This window comes from Neobacillus drentensis (genome assembly GCF_036966985.1).
Taxonomy (GTDB): Bacteria; Bacillota; Bacilli; order Bacillales; family Cytobacillaceae; genus Neobacillus; species Neobacillus drentensis_E.
Genome location: NZ_JBALSN010000268.1, coordinates 6307 through 23674, shown reverse-complemented (window position 1 = coordinate 23674; position 17368 = coordinate 6307). Strand labels below are relative to the sequence as shown.

Below are 17368 nucleotides of genomic sequence, written 5' to 3'. Positions count from 1 at the left end.
GAACAGTGACTAGCACCGTTCGCCCGTTTAATGCAAAAAGAAGAAGCAGGAACCATGAAAATGATTCCTGCTTCTTCTTTAAAGGGGGAATAAAGGGGGCAATCGTTAGTGACAATTTATACTAACTTCTAATATTAGGTTACTAATTGTAATTTGAAAGGATATAGACGAAACTACTTAATACTAGAAGCGCCAACTAATGATTCTGGTGTCATACCTAATACTAAAAGGCTGATTTTTGCGTAACCGATACTTTTGAGTTCTGTAAAAGTTTGTTTCAATACTTGGGAATTTTGGTCATCTTTTAATTTTTGTAATTCTTTTTTATACAAGCGCAGAACAGATCCGTACACAAAATTAGGGGTATTTTGACCAGGATCCTCATCCATAATTAAACATCCCATGTATTGATATTTAAATTGGAATGCACGTGTAAGATTAACAATATCCAACAGTTTTTTAAAAAGATTTGGATTGTCTTTTTGAAATTTCTCAAGGGCTTCGTTGGCAGTTTTTAATTCATCAATACTAGATAAAGTTATCATCATAAAGTCTTCCTCCTCTTAATTGTCCCAAGGTTTTTCTAGTGAAATAAACTCAGCTAATTCTTTACTTTTTTGTCTTTTTAATTTGCGAATTTGTGCTCTTTCTTTACCTGTTGTGTAGAGGAATTTTTCTTCCTCGGTTTCAGGGATAATACTTGGAACTTCAACCGGCCGCTTATTTTCATCTAAAGCTACAAAAGTCAAAAATGCCGTAGCTGCGATGCGGCGCTCGCCATTCATCATATCTTCGGCGATAACTTTACAAAAAACTTCCATAGATGTTCTACCTGTATATGATACAAACGATTCGACACAGACTGAATCCGTTTGATGGATAGGGCATAAGAAATCGATATGATCAGTAGATGCAGTTACGCATTCTTTTACTCGTGAATGCCTGCGGGCTGATAAAGTGGCGGCATCATCCAGTTTTTTCATCAAAACTCCGCCAAACAATGTATTGTAATTATTTAAATCGCAAGATAATACTTGCGCTGTATTAATAATGCGGCTTTCTTTCGCTTTGTTTGCTCTCATTAAGTTGCTTCCTTTCATGATGGGATATTCTAGCAAGTAAATATTATATCCACGTTGTTAAAAGGTTTTTCTTGCCTGAAATTAGTGTACGCCGCATTGTCTGGTTAGTAAAATGGTTATATTTTATCTTTAGTATAGCTTTTATCTATGTAAATGCTTTCAATTATGCATTATATAAATAGTGAATTTTTAGATAATAAAGGACGGTTCCATTATTATGAACCGTCTTGACTAGTATAGGGGAGATAAAATTAATCTTGAAACCCCTTTGTGAGCTGTTCTTTAGTGAACTTCAGCCATTCTTTTGCAGCATAGGAGAAGTATTGATCTTTGCCCCAAATAATGGCTAGGTTCCAACTGATGGACGGGTTTACAACTTTAACTGACTTAATATTTTTATTAAGATTATTGCAAATACTCTCCGGCAAAAGAGAAATACCGAGTTTGAACGAAACCATTTCTTCAATAAAAGACTGCTGTGAACTTTCAGATATAATATGTGGATTAAAGCCTACATTGTTACATGAAAGAATAATTCGATCGTTTAAGACAAAGTCCTTATTAAACAAAATAAAGGATTCGTTAGCCAATTCAGCTAACTGGACTTCCTCTCTTTCTGCTAGTGGGTGTGATGGGTGAAGGATGAGCTTTAGGTCTTCTTCCATAAAAGAGAAATGGTTGAAGAGTTCATTTTTAGTTGGAAGAACAATGATTCCAACATCAAGAAGATTTTTACCCACATCTTCTTCTATCTTCTTTGAACCGTCTTCTACTAATTGAAAAGTAATACCAGGGTACTTTTCGTGGAAGCTGCCAACAATTTTGAGGAAATGATGCGCATTAAATATGGGAGGCAATCCAATACGAATATGCCCCTTTTTTAGTCCTGTAAGGTTATCCAATTCCGTTTCTAAATTTTTAAATGCTTTGTCAATTAATTTTGCTTGTTCCAATATGATTAGACCAGCATCGGTCAAGATTAATTGCTTACGGGAGCGATCAAAAAGTGCAACGCCCAACTCAGTCTCAAGGTTTTTAATCATTTTACTAATGGTTGGTTGGGTAATAAATAAATGATCTGCCGCTCGGGAAAAACTGTTGAAATTAGATACTTCAATAAAATATTGTAAATGTTTGATATCCAATATGTACACCTGCTTGTAATTGATTTTTAGGATGGATATATTAATAAGGTATCTTGAAATAAATTATTTTATCACAAAGCCAACATCTTTTATAGCACAGCAAAAATCAGAAACTCAATGTAAATTTTTGATGAAAAATATCATGAAATATGACATTTGTCATATCCTGCACATGACACCTGCTACTAACAAGGACAAACTCCTTTCTATATACTTTGATATAACGACACAAAGAAGGAAGGGAATTCAATAAAATGACCACACAAAATACTAAAACTCTAAAAAAACAAGTTGCTCCCTTTGAAAAATCAACGACAAAAGAAAGTGTATGGCAGATTATTAACACAGTCGTACCATTTATTGCATTATGGTACCTTGCCTATTTAAGCCTATCCGTTTCCTATTGGTTAGCATTAGTTCCTATCGTGATAGCCGCAGGATTTTTAACAAGGATTTTTATCATATTTCATGATTGTACCCATCATTCCTTTTTTAAAAGCCGCCGTGCAAACCGAATCGTTGGGACAGCGATGGGTGTGTTAACGATCTTCCCGTTCGATCAATGGGGACATGAGCATTCTGTTCATCATGCGACAAGTGGTAACTTGGATAAACGAGGAACTGGTGATATTTGGACACTTACAGTAGATGAATATTTAGCTGCACCACTTAGACTTCGTCTAGCTTATCGTTTTTATCGCAATCCACTAGTAATGCTTGGTTTAGGTCCGATTTATGTGTTTCTTCTTAAAAATCGATTTAACCGTAAAGGTGCTAAAAGGAAAGAGCGAAACAACACATATTTGACGAATGTTCTGATTGTTGCTTTGATTAGTTTACTTTGTTGGGCAATCGGATGGCAGGCGTTCCTATTAGTACAGGGCTCGATTTTCATGATTTCAGGCGCTGCAGGTATTTGGTTGTTCTACGTACAGCACACTTTTGAAGACTCTTATTTTGAAGAAGATAAAGATTGGGAATATGTGAAAGCAGCAGTAGAAGGTAGTTCTTTCTATAAGCTTCCAAAAGTATTACAATGGCTCACTGGGAATATTGGTTTCCACCATGTTCACCATTTAAGCCCTCGTGTGCCTAACTATAAGTTGGAAGAAGCACACAATAATACGCCTCCTTTACAAAAAGTACCAACTATTTCTCTTGCTACAAGCTTACGGTCACTTCGTTTCCGTTTGTGGGATGAGGAACGAAAGAATTTTGTCAGCTTTAAGGAAGTCAAAGCATTAGCAAAGAAAAGGTTTTCCGTACAACAGGTTAAACCGGAAATTTAACAATTAACAAAACATATTACAGGCTTGCTCCCCTTTATTAAGGGGAGTTGTTATTTAGATAACAGCGGCCAGATAAGGAGAGAACTTATATGATTCAAATAGTTATTGCAGAGGATCAGGAAATGCTGCTAGGGGCTATGGGTTCTCTCTTGAATTTGGAAGAGGATATGGAAGTGGTCGGTCAGGCGAGCAATGGAGAAGAGGCCCTTGCACTAGTGCGCCGATTGCAGCCTGATGTTTGTATCATGGATATCGAGATGCCTGAAATGAGCGGCCTTGAGGCAGCAGAAGCTTTAAGGTCATTTGGCAGTAAAATCATAATCCTAACAACCTTTGCCCGAACTGGAAATTATCGGCGTGCCTTACAGGCGGATGTAAGGGGGTATTTATTGAAGGATAGCCCGAGCGAGGAATTAGCAAGGTCGATTCGCAGCATTATCAAGGGAGATAGAATATACAGCCAGGAACTAATCGATGAAAACTCCATTGAACACGAACAAGACATGGAAGTAATCCAACCTCGCCTCGAGCAACAGACAAAAATTACCACAGTCAGAAATTACCTCACCAACATATTAGATAAAATGAAATTGCCAACAGGCTAAAAAATAAATTGGTGTCAGGCACCATGTGAAATTTTCACATGGTGCCTGACACCTTTTATATTTCAATAATGATAGGGAGGATCATAGGTTTTCTTTTTGTTTGAGCGAATACATATTGTCCGACTGTTTTTTTGATGTTTTGTTTGATGACATTCCATTGCCGGATATTCTCGCTTTGCAGGTCATTAATGGTTTTCTTAGCAAGGCGGTTAATCTCTTTTAGAAGTTCATCCGAATTTCTTGCATACACGAAACCACGGGTAATGGTGTCAGGTCCAGATATAATCCTTCGGTCCGATTTATTAATTGTTATAACAATCACAAGCATTCCATCCTCGGAAAGTTGCTTACGATCTCGTAACACAATGTCCCCGATATCACCAACACCCATCCCGTCTACATACGTATCTCCTGCTGGAATCGACCGTGTCTGACGAGCAACCTGGTTTTCAACATCTACTACATCACCATTTTTGATAATGAAGGTATTTCCCTTCTCAACTCCCACTGACTCTGCCAACAAACGGTGGTGGTGCAGCATTCGATATTCCCCATGAATCGGAATAAAATAAGTTGGTTTCATTAATGTCAGCATGAGCTTTAAGTCTTCCTGATAGCCATGCCCAGACACATGCATACCAGTTGTGCTTCCAGAGCCATAAATTACTTTGGCGCCAAGTTGAAATAAATTATCAATGATTCGAGAAACGTCCTTTTCATTTCCAGGTATAGGAGATGCCGCTAAGATAACCGTGTCGCCAGGATAAACGGAGACATCGCGAAAGTTTCCACTCGCTAGGCGAGAAAGGGCAGCCATTGGCTCTCCTTGACTACCCGTACAAAGGATGACCACCTTTTCAGGAGAAAGTCTATCAACTTCGCGTGGTTCGATGATCATCCCCTCCGGAACGGTTAAATACCCACGTTCAATCGCGACGGAGACCACATTTACCATACTCCGGCCAAGAAGCGCGATCTTACGATTGGCCTTTATTGCCGCTGCAACCACCTGTTGAACACGATTCACATTCGAAGCAAAGGTGGAGATAAAGATTTTCCCGTCGGCTTTCATGAAGGCCTCATCCAAATTGTCACCAATCATTTGCTCGGACGGTGTTAGCCCCTTACGCTCAGCGTTCGTACTTTCAGATATTAAAACTAAGACACCCTCCTGACCGATATCAGCCATCTTATGAATATCTGAATGTTGATTATTCACAGGCGTTAAGTCAAATTTGAAGTCACCGGTATGAACAACATTACCTTCAGGTGTATGAAACACAATACCGAGACAATCAGGAATACTATGACTTACTCTGAAAAATGATACCGTCGTTTCTCCGAACTCAAGTTTTGAATTTGAGTCAATCGTCATGAGCTTCGTGTTTCCATGTAGTCGATGCTCGTCGATTTTCAATTCAATGAGACCCAGTGTAAAACGGGTAGCGTAGATTGGGATGTTCAATTTTCTTAAAATATAAGGGATTCCGCCGATATGATCTTCGTGCCCATGTGTCACAATTAAAGCCTGAATTTTCTCCTGATTTTCTTCTAAATAGGTAATATCGGGGATAATTAAATCAATTCCTAATAAACTCTCATCTGGAAACTTTCCACCACAGTCAATGATAAAAATATCGTCTGCGTATTGAACCACATACATGTTTTTACCTATTTCATTGATGCCGCCTAAAGCGAAAATGGATAATTGCTGATCATTGGTTTGCAAGTGAATATCCTCCCTATTCCAAGTAAATATCAATAGTATGCCCTTTTGGTTATACTTTATTGGAAGGGGAGATGAAAACTTTTTCTAGGTAGTTACCTTCAAAAAAAGACTGCCAACAGCACTGAATTCCCAGCGTGTTGACAGCCTACAGCAAATTAATTTAATGTTTTGACTAGGTGTCCAGGTAAAACCCCTTGCAATGCCTTTTCTTCCTCATGACTCAAAGGAAGCAATGGCAATCGAAGTCCACCAACCTGTACCCCGCTCATGTTCAAGGCTGCTTTTACTGGTGCCGGATTAGGCGCCGTAAATAATGCCTTCATAAGAGGAAGAAGTTGGCGATGAGAGTGAGCCGCTTCCTGGACGCGGCCATTTTTAAAGTGATTAATCATTTCTTGCATTTCATTGCCAATTACATGGGAAGCAACGGATACAACTCCAGCGCCGCCAATTGCTAAAACCGGCAATGTTAAGCTGTCATCCCCACTATAAAGGGTAAAATCGCTAGGAGTTTGGCTAATAATAGCAGCCATGGCATCCAAGTTTCCGCTTGCTTCTTTTACAGCGACAATATTCTCGATTTGTGAAAGGCGAACAATCGTCTCTGCCGATATATTAACCACACTTCGGCCAGGGATATTATAAAGCATTACCGGCAATGATGTAGATTCAGCAATTGCTTTGAAGTGTTGATACATACCTTCTTGGGAAGGTTTGTTATAGTATGGAGCAACAAGCATGATCCCATCTACACCTGTTTCTTCAGCCTGCTTTGTTAAACTGATAGAAGCCCTCGTGTTATTTGAGCCAGTGCCAGCGATGACAGGAACTCTTCCTCTCGCTGCGACGACAACAGCTTTAAATAGAGCGATTTTTTCATCCGTCGTTAAGGTTGGAGATTCACCTGTTGTACCAGCAACGACGAGCCCGTCCGTACCATTATCAATTAAATAATCTACTAATCTTCTTACTGCGTTAAAATCAACCTCGCCATTTTGATCAAATGGTGTAACCATCGCGGTTAAAACTTGGCCAAATTTCATCTTTTCTCACCCTTTTAATAAATTTTTATAAAATTTAGAGGTGGGCAAGGCCATTCAAAATTCAACGCAAAAAAGCAACAGCGAGGGTTCACTGTTGCAGTAGAAACAAAAATAACTAAGTTCCCGTGCGTAAGATAGCCCTCCATATAGTTTCCTATATGACAGTTCTGTATTTTTTCAATAGCAGAACCAGCTTCATGATAAATGAGAATCAATGAAGCTTCGGCAAATTCCCCTTTTCACAACCATCGTTGGACCTCATTATCCTCCAGTTGCGTACTAATGGTCTTTGCGCCTCTATCCTCACTTCAAAGTATTGAAGTAAGAAAAATATATAATTGATAGTAAATATATCAGAATATTCCTTTTGTTTCAAGGGGAAAAGGAACTATATTTGTCAAATCTATGCAGTTTCTAAACCCTGTTTTTCTTTTTCTACTTCTAATGCAGATACAATATAAGCAAACCCGTTCATCACAAAATAAATAACATCCGATTGGATTTGTTCCTTTTCTCCTAAATAAGTATTTATGATCATACTGATGGAAAAGAAAACTACAAAGGATAATGCAATTTTATTAAAAATCATCAAATTTACCGACCCCTTTATTTAGGATTCTTATGTTAATCATATTTGCTTAAGAAGGGTTTTATGTCTTCATCGAGAGGGTGGTGCTAGAAATCAATGAGTGCCAGGCGTTGGTTCCTTCACCATGGTTCTTCTTGGAAGTTCTTTCTTACCGTGGAGGAAGTAGTATAGAACCATCGACGCAAGAACGACTGCACCTAGGATTACATACAAAGTACGATAGCCTGTTAGCGGAATAAAAAACCCTAGGATGTATGGACCGAACCCAAGACCGGCATCAAGAAAGATAAAGAAAGTGGAAGTTGCCAATCCCATCCGATGGGGAGGAGTTACTTTTACTGCTATTGCTTGGGTACTTGATTGCAAGTTACCAAAACCAAGGCCGATTAGTACGCCAGCTGCTAATAATATAATATTAACTCTTGCGGTGCTAAGCAGGAACAAACCTCCGGCAAAGGCAATAATACATGGATACATAATATAGTTTGCCCCTTTTAAATCCATTATACGGCCGGTAAGGGGGCGCGATAACAATACGGCTATGGAATAAACTAAGAAAAAGAAACTTGCCGCACTTACTAAGTCAATTTCTATCGCATAGAAATTAATAAACGAAAGAACACTGGAATAACAAAAAGCTACTACTAGTGTAATAACCGCAATGGGAAGTGCCTTGGGTTCAATATAATTGGAAAGCTTAAATCCTTTTGCTTCAGTTGGTTGGGGCGATCCTTCCAATTGTGGCACATTTACAAAGAATGCTGTGATCAAACTAATAACCCCTAGTACAAGAGAGAAAATAAAAATCATTTGAAAATCTGTATGCTGGGTCATGTATAGACCAATGAATGGGCCAATTGCGGTAGCCAATGTTGCGCTCATGCTGAAATAACCAATCCCTTCTGCTTTCCGTGAAGCAGGGATAATCTGGGCCACAATCGTTCCTGTTGCTGTACCGACCATTCCAGCTGCAATCCCATGAAATAAGCGTGTCATAAGCAGGAAGGTGATCCCGAAATTCAGAAAATATAGAAGAAGTGTCAAAATAAAAAAGACGGCACCAATGATTAAAGTTCTTCTTCGGCCAATAGACTCAATAAATCTGCCAATCAATAACCTGCCAATTAATGAACCGACAATAAAGATTCCTGTTACAAGACCTGCTTGACTTGTAGAAGCATTAAATTCGTCTACTGCATAAACACCAATGATTACAATTAATAAATAAAAGACTAAAGTGACGAAAAAATTGACCCCGGAAACAATCGTAAAATCCTTGGTCCAAAGTTTAGCTCTTGGTTGATTCACGTTATTAACCCCTTACTTAATAATATGATTTCGAATGATTCCCATAATCCGGATGGCCTCAAGCTGTTCGTGCTCAGAGACTCCTATTAAGATGTCATTTTCAAATTGGTCAATCGTGACACGAACATCGGTAAATACTTTTTTTCCTAGTTCTGTCAGGTGTATCCGCTTTTCACGTTTATCGTTGCTAGGAACCTGTCCGACATATCCTAGTTCTTCTAAGCGATTAATAGTCCGAGTTACTGTGGGCTTTTCTACATATAAATAATGAGAAAGTTCTACAAGTGTAGCAGGTCCATTATTGGATAAGTAGTGAAAAATAGACCATTGCGCTCTGTGTAGTTGGTGTTCAGCCAAATGAAAATTCAATTTATTTTCAAATGGCCGGTAAAGCATCAATAATTGGTGAAAGAATTTTTGTGAAGTCTTTATTTAAATCACCCCGAATAAATTAGATGGTTAGCTAGAGTAATAATTACCTTAGGTAACTATTATAGTGTACCAGATGTGGCTTTATTAGTCTAATCGGTGTTACTAACCAAACGTTTGATTAAAACGAGTTGAAGCCTTGGGATATATGGATTTATGATAGGATAGTGTATTTTTGGAAAAACTAATCAAACGATTGATTAAATGGAGGCGAGGCCTTGGCATTGAAGTCTTTTTAGGGCATGAGAAAATTTTTTGAGGAAAAACTAATCAAACGTTTGATTAAAAAAGTTCGGAAAATACCTCTGAAAAACTAATCAAACGTTTGATTAAATAGGATTGAAACCTTGGTATATAAGGCTTGGCTGGTACTATTTGTTATTTCTATACAAATACAAACCGAATCCCAGCGTATCCCTGCCCCAAGTCAAATAAGTCCGACGCCAAGTTCGGATCCGCTCTAGCATGGCATCACAATCGGGGTCATCTGGAGTTTCAAGACAATAATTCTCAACGGACATCGAATAAAGCCATTCGTAATCATCCCATTCATCATCATTGGCTACATAAGACCAAAGCGGGATTAACCCTAATTCTTCGCCAGCCTTAACAGTATCCGCATGGGTTTTACATTCCGACTCGTCAGCTCCTCCGAGTGCTTCTAGATATGCGGGGCTTGGAGTTTGTTTCCAATATCCCTCGCCAATCAGAATGTAGCCATTTTTCTTAACTAGACGTTTTAATGTCTGTAGGGTGGGTTCAAGTCCGCCTAATGCGTGGGTTGAACCAATACAAATGCCAAAATCAAATCCAGCTTCTTTACATCTTTCGACTGCCGAGGTGGCATCTTCCACAATAAACTCGATACTGCCTTCAGGAATTCTGCCGTTTGCCTTTTGCTTTGCTTCCTCGATGGACCCTTCATACAATTCAATAGCTGTAGCGGCTACTTGGTAATTTTCCACCAAGCGAATTAACAATTCACACTTTCCTGCTCCAATATCAATCACTTTGTCAGAGGCTTTTGGAGAGACAATATCAAGCATTTTCATTATCTTTTTTTCGCTAATAGGATTACTAAAGGCATGGTCGCGGTGGGCAATTGCTGAAAATTTATTTCTATCCATATATTAATATCTCCTTGTCCAAGTGGTCTGTATGAAGCGTATCTTACTCAGCTTTATGAAGCAAGTTAAAATGTAATGGATTGAATCGTATCTAAAGTAAAGCTGAGTAGGAGAGATAGGTCCTTCCCTTCATGAAAGTAGTTCGCCAGTTAAGTGAGTTGCAATCTCTAGAACAATTCTATTTAATAAAAGTGTAGTGCAAAATTAGTTTGAATGAGGTTATCGATATGAGAGCATTAGTGTTTAATACGTTTGGCGGGCCAGAGGTACTGAAGTATACAGAAATCAACGAACCTGTTATCGGTCCAAATGAAGTACTCCTTAATATGAAAGCAATTGGCCTAAATTTTGCCGATATATATAGAAGAAAAGGTAACTACCATCTCGAGGGGGAGCCACCCTTTATTTTAGGATATGAAGGGGCAGGAATGGTCGCAAAGGTCGGAGCAAATGTTCAAGGCATCCGCATTGGCGATCGGATTGCCTTTGCCGATGTACCACATGCCAATGCAGAGTTCGTGGCAGTTCCTGTGGAAAAAGCGATCCCTCTGCCTGAAACGATCTCGTTTGAGGAAGCAGCTTCCGTGCTATTACAAGGATTAACGGCTCATTATTTAACAAAGGATAGTTATCCAGTGAAAAAGAAAGATATCGTACTAGTCCATGCAGCAGCAGGCGGGGTCGGGCAGCTCTTAGTTCAAATTGTCAAATTACTAGGCGGGACAGTTATAGGTTTAACTTCGTCCATCGAAAAAGCCGCTGCAGCAAAAGAAGCAGGAGCGGATAAAGTGTTCTTGTACAAGGATGATTGGAAAAGGCAAATCCTCGAAGCGACAAATGGTAAAGGTGTCAATGTGGTCTATGAATCAGTAGGTTCAACGCTTCAAGACAGTTTTGATGTCACTCGCATCGGCGGGACGGTTGTATTTTACGGAATGGCAGGAGGAGACCCAGCTTTAGTGGATCCAAGAATGTTAATGGATACATCCAAAACCTTGACGGGTGGCGACCTTTGGAATGTGCTTACCTCCCGAGAAGAACGAATTGCTCGTTCAGCTGAGCTGTTCCAGTGGATGACGAAAGGAAAGGTTAAAGTATCCGATCCAACTACCTTCGCACTAAGCGATGGTCAAGAAGCACACCGTTATTTAGAAAGCCGGCAAAGCACAGGGAAAATATTATTAATACCATAATATCCATATAAACTTACGAGCCTCCATAATTATGGGGGTTTTTCTTTTGGAGTCATCTTTGGTGTCAGGCACCAAAATCAGGATAAAGAAAAAAATTTAATTTTTTATTGCAAAAGCGCTTTCACTGGGTTTATAATATGAATAAATCGATTTACTAAACCGATTTACTAAAACGTTTTATCCTATGTACTATTTAAAAAGGGGATTTTTGTTATGAATAATGTAATTGTCCCGATAAACGCTTTTGATAGATTTGAAGTCTTGAAGAAGGGGCAAACTTCATTTATTAGGCTCATTGCAGATTCAGGTGCTTATGGAATTGAGATTCGACGTGAATTATTGTCGGAACAAGATCCACCACTAGATAAAATTAAACAAGAAATTGAAAAATATCAATTGTTCACTGTATATTCGGCTCCGATTGAGTTATGGAGAGAGGATCACGAATTGAACAAGAAGGAATTAAACGAGATTTTTGAAGAAGGAAAAGATCTCGGTGCTAAATGGATTAAAGTATCTCTTGGCCATTTTCAAAAAGGCCAATCTAATCTTATCGAACTGAATACCTTTTTGGATCAGCATCAGGAAATTCAAATGTTTGTTGAAAATGATCAAACGCTTCATGGCGGGAATATCAATCATTTATCATCCTTTTTTGAAAGCGCCACCGAGCAGGGCACATCGGTTAAAATGACATTTGATGCCGGAAACTGGTATTATTCTGGCCAGGATGTGGACGTTGCCCTCAGCAAACTTGCACCATATGTCGAGTATCTTCATTTAAAGCAAGTAGAAGATGATAAGGGAGAGTTCATCACGGTGCCATTACAAAAAGACGGAAGTCACAGTTGGGAGAAGATCATGAATCGTTTTCCATCTGAAATGGTAAAAGCGCTTGAGTTTCCGATCGAACCGAAAGAGAGGACACGAGATTTTATTCAGATGATAATGGAAGGTGAGGCTTTAACATGCAACAGTTAGATACAATTACTTTTGGAGAAGCCATGGCGATGTTTATGGCCAATCATGCTGGTTCCTTACACGAAGTCAGCCAATTTACCCGTGAACTTGCCGGGGCAGAAACGAATGTAGCCATCGGGCTTGCCAGACTTGGCTTGCGCTCTGGATGGGCAAGTAAAGTCGGAAACGATGCGTTTGGAAAATTTGTCATCGAACGGATCAAAAATGAAAACGTTGACATCGAACATGTTTTGATCGACCGATATTATCCGACTGGATTTCAATTGAAATCGATGGTTTTAGAAGGCGATCCAGAGGTTCAATATTTTCGCAAAGGCTCGGCAGCAAGCCATTTAAACTGCGATGATTTCAATGAAGAGTACTTTCAACGTGCTAAGCACATGCATATGACGGGGATTCCATTAGCCCTCTCGGAAAGTGCAAGAGCCTTTGCAAAACACGCTTTAACGTTTATGAAAAAGAATGGTAAAAAGGTTTCCTTTGACCCGAATTTAAGACCAACACTTTGGGCATCACAAGAAGAAATGGTAAAGGAAATCAACGAAGTGGCGTTCCAAGCAGATTATGTATTACCGGGCATCGGTGAGGGTGAAATCTTAACAGGATTTAAGGAACCTCGTGAAATCGCTTCCTTTTACTTAGACAAGGGAGTGGAGCTCGTAGTCATTAAGCTTGGGGCTGAGGGAGCTTTTTATAAAACAGCAACAGAAGAAGGTACCGTTCGCGGTTTTCATGTGGAAAAAGTGGTTGATACCGTTGGTGCCGGTGATGGTTTTGCCGTTGGGGTGATCAGTGGATTACTCGAAGGTCTCAAAGTTCAGGATGCGGTTTTAAGAGGCAATGCGATTGGTGCGTTAGCGGTTCAATCACCTGGTGATAACGACGGCTATCCAACCAAAGCAGAGTTAGAAAAATATATAGAAAATCAATTAGAGGGAGTGAAATAACATGAAACAAACGATTGCGAAACAACGCTGGTTACGTCTTATTCCAATTGCTTTTATTACGTATAGTCTTGCTTACCTTGACCGTGCCAACTATGGATTCGGTGCAGCTTCAGGGTTAGCTGAAGATCTGCACATTACTGCTGGTACTTCATCCTTACTTGGTTCACTATTCTTCTTAGGATATTTCTTTTTCCAAGTGCCAGGTGCGGCATTTGCCGAGAAAAAGAGTGCGAAGGTTCTCATTTTCTGGTCTCTGATTGCATGGGGGTTATTGGCTTCCTTTACAGGTATGATCTCGAATATTAAATTGTTATTTGTGATCCGCTTTTTACTTGGGGTTGTGGAAAGTGCGGTTATGCCGTCCATGCTTGTACTCTTAAGTAACTGGTTTACGAAAGCAGAACGATCTCGTGCGAATACATTTTTGATTTTAGGAAACCCAGCAACCGTATTGTGGATGTCGATTGTTTCTGGTTATTTAGTTAACTCTGTAGGCTGGAGATGGATGTTCATTGCTGAAGGGCTTCCGGCTGTTATTTGGGCATTCATTTGGTGGAAAATTGTCAACGACAAACCAAGAGAAGCAAAATGGTTAACCGAACAAGAAAAGAATGATTTTGAACAACAATTAGCAAAAGAGCAAGAAGGAATTAAACCGGTAAAAAATTACGGTGAAGCCTTTAAATCAAAACCAGTTATTTTGTTAAGCGCGCAATACTTCCTATGGAGCATTGGTGTTTATGGATTCGTCATGTGGCTTCCATCGATTATTAAAACAGCGCCAAATATGGATATTGTTAAAACAGGCTGGTTGTCTTCGGTTCCATATATTTTAGCCATTATTCTAATGTTAGTTGCTTCTTATTTCTCTGATAAAACACTGAATCGAAATGCATTTGTTTGGCCGTTCCTATTGATTGGTGCAATCGCTTTCTATGCCTCTTATGCGATTGGAACAGAACATTTCTGGATTTCATTTGTCTTACTTGTGATTGCTGGCGGTGCCATGTATGCTCCCTATGGTCCATTCTTTGCCATTATTCCTGAAATCCTGCCGCGTAATGTAGCTGGCGGTGCGATGGCCCTTATTAATAGTATGGGCGCACTAGGCTCTTTTGTTGGTGCCTATATCGTGGGATATTTAAATGATGCTACAGGTGGATTCGGTACTTCATATATCTTTATGGCAGGATCTCTATTCCTTTCCGCAATCTTAACGATCATGGCGGTAAAAGCGGCAAAAAAGGATAAAAGTAAGCCAGCAGATGTTAAAGTGAGCGCTTAATAAAGTGGAAGCAGCTTTGGAAACTTTCCAAGGCTGTTTCTAATTTATAAAGGTTCTTACGGACAAAATTCAGCAAGAAAGCAGGTGAACTGTCCGCAAAAGAGGCTCTTACGGACAAAACCCACCAAGAAAGTGGGGGTACTGTCTACAACAAACACACTGAAACTTTTCATGTGTGATAAGGTTCTCTTATCTAAGAAAACTCCGTCCGGCCACAACTGGAAAGTTAGTAGATTTCCGGCTAAAATGAAGTCAGTGACCAAGAGGAAAGAGGAAGATAGGCATGGAAAAAGTAACAATGGCAGACGTAGCAAAAGCAGCCGGTGTATCGAAAAGTACCGTTTCTCAATACTTAAATAAACGGTTTGAATATATGGGTGAGAAAACGAAACTTAAGATTGAAGAAGCGATTGAAGAACTGGGCTACCAGCCAAATTTTATCGCAAGAAGTCTGAAACAAAAACGCACCTCGATGGTGGGGATCATTGTCGCCAATATTACGCATTATTTTTCAACGGAAATCAGCCGTGCAATTGAGGATTTTTGTCATAAACATGATTTGCATGCCATCGTCTGTAATGCCGATGATGATCCCGAAAAGGAAAAGAAATATATTGAAATGTTAAGAGCGAAGCAAGTAGATGGTTTGATCATTTTTCCGACAGGGAAAAATAATGATCTATACAAACGGATGGTCAAACAGGGCTATCCCGTTGTTTTTGTTGATAGAAAAGTGGAGAATCTTGATGTGTTTTCCATCATTACCGATAATACGGATTCTACTTATAAGGCTGTACAGCATTTGATTGAAAAGGGTCACCAGAATATTGCTTTTGTGGTGCAGCCGCTGATGGTTAGTACCCGTATCGATCGATTGGCAGGATATAAACAGGCAATAACCGATGCCAATATAGAGGTAAATCCCGATTTTATTATTGAGGCAAGTATCCCTGAATTGAAAAGCAAAATTGAACAACTCTTTTCTTTAGATGTTAAGCCAACAGCCATCTTTGCTGCAAATGATCGTGTCTTATTGGCGGTTCTAGAATTTCTAAAGGAAAAAGGCATTAGGCTTGGAAAAGAACTTGAGTTGATCGTATTTGATAATATTCCATTTGCTCATTTGCTAGAGGCGCCGATATCCTTCATCGTTCAACCAGCAAAGGATATGGGAAAAAAGGCAGCTGAACTATTATTCGAACAAATAAACAAAGAAAACATACACCCTGAAGTGTTTGTATTTCCAAGCAGAATGATGTAAAAGATCTATAGGGTCTTTTGTTGGTGCCTGACACCATGACGGGGTTCAGGCACATATTGAAAAACGCTTACAAATGAAGTATAATATTTTAATAAACCGATTTAGTAAACCGATTTATCAACAAACCCATATAAAGGAGTTTGATTATGAATATACAACTGGCGTTGGATCGAATGGAAATTGCAGAAGCGATTGAATTAACGAAAAAAGTGGAGGATTCCATTGATTGGATTGAGGTGGGGACTTCGCTAATTAAAGAATTTGGTACGGCGAGTATAAAAGAGATGAAACAGGCTTTTCCTCACAAACAAATTGTTGCAGATATTAAAACAATAGATAATGCGCGCTATGAATTTGAACTATGTTTTGAAGCGGGAGCAGATGTTGCGACCGTTATGGGAGTTTCTCCTTTAGTAACCATTGATACTTGTATGGAAGTAGCTAATCGTTATCAAAAAAAGGTAATGATTGATCTGTTAAATACGTCCGATGAACAAAAACAAGCATTACAGAAATACAATGACGCAATTTTTTGCGAGCATGTGAGCAAGGACCAACAAGAGGAATTAGGCAGTCAAAATCATGTTACAAAGGAAAGTGATTTCTCGGCGTTTCAGGTGGCAGCAGCAGGTGGGATTAAGCTAGATTCGATAGAGAATCTCATCGAGTCACTGAATCCTGCGGTTGTCATTATTGGTTCAGCGATTACGAAAGCGGAAAATCCATCAGCGGCGGCACAACAATTTAAACAAATTATTTTACAAACGGAGGAGAAAATGACATGTTAGTAATTCCTACTATTTTAAAAGAAGTAGAAACGGTACTTAGCCAAGTGGAAGAGGCCCAGATTCAAGAGTTAGCAGTTCAAATGCAAAAAGCAAAGCGGATTTTTGTCATCGGTGAAGGTCGCTCCGGATTAATGGCTAAATCATTTGCGATGCGCTTAATGCATTTAGGTGCAACGGTATTTGTTGTAGGGGAAACAATCACACCATCGATTGCAGAAGGTGATCTATTAGTGGCAATTTCCGGTTCGGGAACAACAAAAAATGTGGTTTGGACTGCTGAAAAAACGAAGTCACTAGGCTGCTCTGTAATGGCTGTGACTACCAATCCCGAGTCGCCATTAGCAGCATCTGCAACACAGATTCTTCACGTACCAGCCGCCACGAAATATCGCCGTGAAAATGAATTGAAAACAATCCAGCCATTAGGTTCATTATTCGACCAATGTGCACACATTCTATTTGATACCCTATGTTTGCTTTACAGCAAACTCAATGAAGTAGACCACACACTAGCATTCGGCCGACATAGCAATTTAGAATAGGAAAATGAATGGTGCCTGACACCAA

Annotated in this window: 18 protein-coding genes and 1 riboswitch; of the genes, 9 read left to right on the top strand and 9 right to left on the bottom strand. The window is 39.4% G+C overall.

Annotation, left to right across the window (positions count from 1 at the left end):
• Positions 1-173: 173 nt before the first annotated feature.
• The 3 genes from V7659_RS18070 to cidR form a co-directional block, all read right to left on the bottom strand.
• Positions 174-548, bottom strand: coding sequence for a hypothetical protein (locus tag V7659_RS18070; RefSeq protein WP_335541175.1), 375 nt, complete (start codon positions 546-548; stop codon positions 174-176).
• 15 nt (positions 549-563) lie between these two features.
• A complete protein-coding gene (locus tag V7659_RS18065; protein ID WP_335452405.1) occupies positions 564-1082 on the bottom strand; it encodes an acyl-CoA thioesterase in 519 nt (172 codons plus the stop codon).
• Between the two features lie 251 nt (positions 1083-1333).
• Positions 1334-2227, bottom strand: coding sequence for a cidABC operon transcriptional activator CidR (cidR, locus tag V7659_RS18060; protein WP_335541174.1), 894 nt, complete (start codon positions 2225-2227; stop codon positions 1334-1336).
• A gap of 254 nt (positions 2228-2481) precedes the next feature.
• Here cidR and V7659_RS18055 point away from each other — a divergent pair, with 254 nt between their 5' ends.
• The gene (locus V7659_RS18055) at positions 2482-3516 is read left to right on the top strand and encodes a fatty acid desaturase (RefSeq protein WP_335452408.1); all 1035 of its coding nucleotides are present in this window, start codon (positions 2482-2484) and stop codon (positions 3514-3516) included.
• A gap of 89 nt (positions 3517-3605) precedes the next feature.
• Positions 3606-4121 (top strand): response regulator, encoded by a 516-nt coding sequence (locus V7659_RS18050; RefSeq protein WP_335452411.1) that lies wholly within the window; start codon positions 3606-3608, stop codon positions 4119-4121.
• Between the two features lie 55 nt (positions 4122-4176).
• Here V7659_RS18050 and V7659_RS18045 read toward each other — a convergent pair whose 3' ends face one another.
• From V7659_RS18045 to V7659_RS18020, 6 genes are all read right to left on the bottom strand, one after another.
• Positions 4177-5784, bottom strand: a complete 1608-nt coding sequence (locus V7659_RS18045) for a ribonuclease J (RefSeq protein WP_420491743.1) — start codon at positions 5782-5784, stop codon at positions 4177-4179.
• A gap of 221 nt (positions 5785-6005) precedes the next feature.
• A complete protein-coding gene (dapA, locus tag V7659_RS18040; protein ID WP_335452416.1) occupies positions 6006-6893 on the bottom strand; it encodes a 4-hydroxy-tetrahydrodipicolinate synthase in 888 nt (295 codons plus the stop codon).
• Positions 6894-7020: 127 nt separating this feature from the next.
• Positions 7021-7201, bottom strand: a riboswitch (Lysine riboswitch).
• Between the two features lie 95 nt (positions 7202-7296).
• The gene (locus V7659_RS18035) at positions 7297-7482 is read right to left on the bottom strand and encodes a hypothetical protein (RefSeq protein ID WP_260871787.1); all 186 of its coding nucleotides are present in this window, start codon (positions 7480-7482) and stop codon (positions 7297-7299) included.
• A gap of 93 nt (positions 7483-7575) precedes the next feature.
• Positions 7576-8790 carry an MFS transporter gene (locus V7659_RS18030; protein WP_335541172.1) on the bottom strand — a complete coding sequence of 405 codons (1215 nt, stop codon included), beginning with the start codon at positions 8788-8790 and terminating at the stop codon, positions 7576-7578.
• 12 nt (positions 8791-8802) lie between these two features.
• Entirely contained in the window at positions 8803-9222 is a 420-nt protein-coding gene (locus V7659_RS18025) for a MarR family winged helix-turn-helix transcriptional regulator (RefSeq protein WP_420491742.1), read from the bottom strand.
• Positions 9223-9590: 368 nt separating this feature from the next.
• On the bottom strand, positions 9591-10346 hold the full coding sequence (locus V7659_RS18020) for an SAM-dependent methyltransferase (protein ID WP_335541170.1): 756 nt from the start codon (positions 10344-10346) through the stop codon (positions 9591-9593).
• Between the two features lie 227 nt (positions 10347-10573).
• Between V7659_RS18020 and V7659_RS18015 the strand changes: the two genes are divergently transcribed.
• From V7659_RS18015 to hxlB, 7 genes are all read left to right on the top strand, one after another.
• A complete protein-coding gene (locus tag V7659_RS18015) occupies positions 10574-11539 on the top strand; it encodes a quinone oxidoreductase family protein (RefSeq protein WP_335452430.1) in 966 nt (321 codons plus the stop codon).
• 213 nt (positions 11540-11752) lie between these two features.
• The gene (locus V7659_RS18010; protein ID WP_335452433.1) at positions 11753-12520 is read left to right on the top strand and encodes a sugar phosphate isomerase/epimerase family protein; all 768 of its coding nucleotides are present in this window, start codon (positions 11753-11755) and stop codon (positions 12518-12520) included.
• The gene (locus tag V7659_RS18005; protein ID WP_335452437.1) at positions 12508-13467 is read left to right on the top strand and encodes a sugar kinase; all 960 of its coding nucleotides are present in this window, start codon (positions 12508-12510) and stop codon (positions 13465-13467) included. The genes V7659_RS18010 and V7659_RS18005 overlap by 13 nt, the downstream gene beginning before the upstream one ends.
• A 1-nt stretch (position 13468) precedes the next feature.
• Positions 13469-14752: an MFS transporter gene (locus V7659_RS18000; RefSeq protein WP_335452439.1), complete on the top strand. Its 1284-nt coding sequence runs from the start codon at positions 13469-13471 to the stop codon at positions 14750-14752.
• A 283-nt stretch (positions 14753-15035) separates the two neighbouring features.
• Positions 15036-16013, top strand: a complete 978-nt coding sequence (locus V7659_RS17995) for a LacI family DNA-binding transcriptional regulator (RefSeq protein WP_335452442.1) — start codon at positions 15036-15038, stop codon at positions 16011-16013.
• Between the two features lie 146 nt (positions 16014-16159).
• Positions 16160-16801, top strand: coding sequence for a 3-hexulose-6-phosphate synthase (hxlA, locus tag V7659_RS17990; RefSeq protein ID WP_335452444.1), 642 nt, complete (start codon positions 16160-16162; stop codon positions 16799-16801).
• A complete protein-coding gene (gene hxlB / locus V7659_RS17985) occupies positions 16795-17343 on the top strand; it encodes a 6-phospho-3-hexuloisomerase (protein WP_335452446.1) in 549 nt (182 codons plus the stop codon). The genes hxlA and hxlB overlap by 7 nt, the downstream gene beginning before the upstream one ends.
• Positions 17344-17368 lie beyond the last annotated feature (25 nt).

Excerpts from the sequence above, each read along its gene's own strand:
- V7659_RS17995 (WP_335452442.1), top strand. The coding sequence starts at position 15,036 with ATGGAAAAAGTAACAATGGCAGACGTAGCAAAAGCAGCCGGTGTATCG.
- V7659_RS18070 (WP_335541175.1), bottom strand. The coding sequence starts at position 548 with ATGATGATAACTTTATCTAGTATTGATGAATTAAAAACTGCCAACGAA.
- V7659_RS18020 (WP_335541170.1), bottom strand. The coding sequence starts at position 10,346 with ATGGATAGAAATAAATTTTCAGCAATTGCCCACCGCGACCATGCCTTT.
- V7659_RS18010 (WP_335452433.1), top strand. The coding sequence starts at position 11,753 with ATGAATAATGTAATTGTCCCGATAAACGCTTTTGATAGATTTGAAGTC.
- V7659_RS18035 (WP_260871787.1), bottom strand. The coding sequence starts at position 7,482 with ATGATTTTTAATAAAATTGCATTATCCTTTGTAGTTTTCTTTTCCATC.
- V7659_RS18065 (WP_335452405.1), bottom strand. The coding sequence starts at position 1,082 with ATGAGAGCAAACAAAGCGAAAGAAAGCCGCATTATTAATACAGCGCAA.
- hxlA (WP_335452444.1), top strand. The coding sequence starts at position 16,160 with ATGAATATACAACTGGCGTTGGATCGAATGGAAATTGCAGAAGCGATT.
- V7659_RS18050 (WP_335452411.1), top strand. The coding sequence starts at position 3,606 with ATGATTCAAATAGTTATTGCAGAGGATCAGGAAATGCTGCTAGGGGCT.
- V7659_RS18005 (WP_335452437.1), top strand. The coding sequence starts at position 12,508 with ATGCAACAGTTAGATACAATTACTTTTGGAGAAGCCATGGCGATGTTT.
- V7659_RS18000 (WP_335452439.1), top strand. The coding sequence starts at position 13,469 with ATGAAACAAACGATTGCGAAACAACGCTGGTTACGTCTTATTCCAATT.
- hxlB (WP_335452446.1), top strand. The coding sequence starts at position 16,795 with ATGTTAGTAATTCCTACTATTTTAAAAGAAGTAGAAACGGTACTTAGC.
- V7659_RS18055 (WP_335452408.1), top strand. The coding sequence starts at position 2,482 with ATGACCACACAAAATACTAAAACTCTAAAAAAACAAGTTGCTCCCTTT.
- V7659_RS18045 (WP_420491743.1), bottom strand. The coding sequence starts at position 5,784 with ATGTATGTGGTTCAATACGCAGACGATATTTTTATCATTGACTGTGGT.
- dapA (WP_335452416.1), bottom strand. The coding sequence starts at position 6,893 with ATGAAATTTGGCCAAGTTTTAACCGCGATGGTTACACCATTTGATCAA.
- V7659_RS18015 (WP_335452430.1), top strand. The coding sequence starts at position 10,574 with ATGAGAGCATTAGTGTTTAATACGTTTGGCGGGCCAGAGGTACTGAAG.